Below are 3,489 nucleotides of genomic sequence, written 5' to 3' on the forward strand. Positions count from 1 at the left end.
CCGCCGCGCCGTGCCAGACGTCGCCCGCGCCCACCGTGTCCCGCGCCTCGGTCGGCGGCACCTCGACCTCGCCACGAGAGTCGCCGGCCGCCCACGCCACCGGGTCCGGGCCGGCCGTGCGGATCACCACCGGGTTGATCAGCGGCGACGGGGCCGAGAACGCCGCCGAGCACGCGCAGACGTCCACATAGGACAGCAAGTCGGCGAGCACCGGCTTCCAGCTGCCCGCGTCCAGCACGACCGGGATCCCGAGCTCGCGGGCGGCCCGGGCGGCGCGCAGCGCCAGGTCCGGGTGGTGCCCGTCGAGCAGGAGGCAGCCGGCGCCGCCGAGCTCCACGTCGGCCATCACCGCCACGCCGGCGGCGTTGTGCGACACCACGGTCCGCTCGCCGTCGGCCTCGCGCACCGACACCGCGCTCACCGCCGGCGGCGCCACACGGTAGGGCAGTAGGTCGGTCACCTCGACCCCGCACGCCTCCAGGTCGCGCAAGGCCAGCTGCGCCAGCGGGTGCGAGCCGAGCACGGTGGACAGCCGGACGGAGCCACCGAGCGCGGCGACTGCCACCGCCGCGTTCGCCGCCGGACCACCGGCCGCCAGCTCCACCGACGAGGACTGCACCTTCTCGCCCGGCGCGGGCAGCGTGCCCACCCGCTGCAGCAGGTCCACTGTGCACAAACCGACCGCGACGACGACACTCACGACGCCCCCTCGCAGGCTCGGTCACGCCGCTCGCGGTCGCCCTGTGACATTGATTCGCTCGCAAGCTCGCTCACGACTCCCCCTCGCAGGCTCGGTCGAGCCGCTCACGGTCGCCCTGTGACATTGATTCGCTCGCAAGCTCGCTCATCGCTGCCTCCCGAGGGAGTACCGGTCCACGGCGACCGCGGCGATCACCAGCACGCCGATGACGATGTCCTGGTACGGGGTGTCCACTCCGGACTGAGCGAGCCCGGTCCGCAGCACGACGACGAGCAGCGCGCCCGCCAGCACGCCGAACACGCCGCCCCGACCGCCGAAGAGGCTGACGCCGCCGGCGACCACGGCGGCGATCGCGTCGAGGTTGCCCAGCGGCAGGGCGGCCGGGTCCGCGATCGGCACCCGGCCGAGCGCCTGCCATGCCGCGATCCCGTAGCAGAAGCCGGCCACGAGGTACACGAGCAGCGTCGTACGGCGAACGCGTACACCGGCATGCCGGGCGGACCGAGGGTCCGCGCCGACCGCGTACACGTCCCGGCCCCACGACGTTCTGGTGAGCGCGAACCAGACGCCGACGTACATCACCAGCAGCAGGCCCATGCCGTAGGTGAGCTCGACCCGCCCGAACAGGTACTTCGTGGTGCCGAGGAACCCGAGCGTGCCGTCGGCGACCGAGTAGGTCCGGCCCTGCGCGTAGACGCGGGTCACGGCGGTGACGACCACGAGCATGCCGAACGTGACGATGAACGGCGGCAGCCGCAGGCCCGTGGCCAGCCCGCCGGCCACCACGCCGATCGCGGCCGCGGCGAGGACGCCGACCAGCAGGGCAACCGGGCCGGGTGTGCCGGTCAGCGCGAGCTTCGCGACCACGAGCGTGCCGAGCACCGCCACGGCGGCGCAGGCGAGGTCGACACCCGCCGTCAGGATGATCAGCGCCTGGCCGAGCGCGAGCGTGCCGAGCACCAGCGACTGCTGGACGATCAGCGACAGGTTGTCGACGCCGAAAAAGCCGCCGCGGGCGAGTCCGAACATGACGACGAGGACGACCAGCGCGAGCACCGGGCCGAGCGTGCGGCGGCGCACGGGCGGGAGTCGCGGCGTCCGGACGGGCATGCGCGACCCTCCACGGCGAGGCGGTTTGCGGGGAAGTTATTGATCTCTGTACCGTTGCGCAACCGTTTGCGCAAACGCTTGCATCCGTACCGATTCAGGAGCCTCTTCGTGGTCACCATGCGGGACGTCGCCCGGCTGGCGGGCGTGTCCATCACGACGGTGTCGCACGTGGTCAACTCGACGAGGTCGGTCGCCCCGGAGACCAGGACGAGGGTGCTGGACGCGATCGAGCACACCGGTTATACCGGAGACGCCATCGCGCGTTCGCTGGTCACCGGCGGCACGCGGTCCCTCGGCGTGGCGATCTCCCTGGTCGCGAACCCCTACTTCGCGTCGCTGCTGGCGGCGATCGAGCACGAGACCACCCAGTCGGGCTACACGCTGGTGCTCGCGGACACGCACGACGAGCCGGCGGCGGAGCAGGCGGCGGTACGGACGCTGCGGTCGCGGCGGGTGGACGGGCTGATCCTGACACCGTCGCCGCGCGCGTCCGGGACCGTGCTGCCGGAGCTTCGCCAACTGGGGATCCCGGTCGTGCTGCTGGACCGGCTGACCACGAGCCAGGACGTCGACCAGGTGGGGCCGGAGAACGTGTACGCGACGTCCGGTCTGGTCCGGCACCTGGCGGACCTGGGGCACCGGCGGATCGGGATGATCAGCGGCGCGGAGGGGCTGGCGACGACGTCGGAACGGGTGCTCGGCTACCGGCTCGGGCTCGGCCGGTCGCGGCTGCAGTGGGACCCGGCGCTCGTCGCGTCGGGCTCGTCGGCCGCGGCCCCCGCGGCGGCCGCGCTGGGCTCGCTGCTGGATCTGGCGAACCCGCCGACGGCCGTGGTGGCCGGCAACAACACGATGCTGTCCGGCGTACTGCACGAGTGCCGGCGGCGGGGCGTGCGGGTGGGCGCGGACCTGGCGGTGGTCGGCTACGACGACGTGGAGTGGGCGGACCTGCTGGATCCCCCGGTCACGACGGTGGCCCAGCCAGTCGCGGAGATGGGTCGCACGGCGGTGCGGCTCCTGCTCGACCGCATCGCGGACCCGTGCCGGCCGCCGACCACGAAGCGCCTCCAGACGACGTTCATGCATCGAAAGTCCTGCGGCTGCCCGTAACGCGCCTGCGTGACGACCTGATGACAAGCAACGCCGTCCCGGCACCGAGGGCGAGCGTGGCGACCGCGATCGCGAGCAACGTCTCGCGCGCGCCGATCGCGGTGACGAGCGGACCACCCAGCACGGTGCCCAGCGGCACGGCCACGACGAGGACCGACCCGTTCGCGGCGAGGACCGGGGCGAGCCGGTCCGCCGGCGTGCCGCGCTGGTAGAGCGCCATGGACGTCGGCATGAACGGCGCCCACACGACTCCGGCGAGCGTGGGCCACAGCGGGAGGTCGCGCAGGTAGCCGGCGAGCAGTCTGCCGACGACCGCGCCGATGCCGAACGCCGTGAAGTAGGCCGCTAGCACGGTCGCCGACGCGCCAAGGTCCTCGACGACGTGCACCGGCAGCGCCACGTACAAGGGCCGCTCGGCGATGAGCGTGCAGCGGCCGGCCGAGCCCACGCCGCGAGCAGCGACGAGACCCGCCAGCAGCGCGACGCAGAGCCCGATGCCCGAGCGCGCCGGTGGCATGGGCGAGCGCGATCGCGGCCAGCGCGACGGCGCGCAGCACGGCGTTCCAGCC

General features: G+C 73.4%; 3 protein-coding genes and 1 pseudogene. 1 reads left to right on the forward strand and 3 read right to left on the reverse strand.

Annotated features, from left to right (window positions below; translation table 11 throughout):
• Together ACRDSK_RS32355 and ACRDSK_RS32360 are read right to left on the reverse strand one after the other, a co-directional pair.
• Positions 1 to 700 (reverse strand): PfkB family carbohydrate kinase (locus ACRDSK_RS32355; protein ID WP_431445216.1); only part of this gene is annotated, 700 nt, incomplete at its 3' end.
• Between the two features lie 144 nt (positions 701 to 844).
• On the reverse strand, positions 845 to 1,810 hold the full coding sequence (locus tag ACRDSK_RS32360) for an ABC transporter permease (protein ID WP_431445217.1): 966 nt from the start codon (positions 1,808 to 1,810) through the stop codon (positions 845 to 847).
• Positions 1,811 to 1,927: 117 nt separating this feature from the next.
• On the opposite strand from ACRDSK_RS32360, the gene ACRDSK_RS32365 reads away from it, so the two are divergent.
• Positions 1,928 to 2,920 carry a LacI family DNA-binding transcriptional regulator gene (locus ACRDSK_RS32365; RefSeq protein WP_431445219.1) on the forward strand — a complete coding sequence of 331 codons (993 nt, stop codon included), beginning with the start codon at positions 1,928 to 1,930 and terminating at the stop codon, positions 2,918 to 2,920.
• Here ACRDSK_RS32365 and ACRDSK_RS32370 read toward each other — a convergent pair.
• Positions 2,889 to 3,489, reverse strand: a pseudogene (locus ACRDSK_RS32370) (hypothetical protein); the annotation flags it as partial. The gene ACRDSK_RS32365 and the pseudogene ACRDSK_RS32370 overlap by 32 nt on opposite strands.

The sequence above is a fragment of the Actinophytocola sp. genome (genome assembly GCF_050699915.1).
Classification (GTDB): Bacteria; Actinomycetota; Actinomycetes; order Mycobacteriales; family Pseudonocardiaceae; genus Actinophytocola.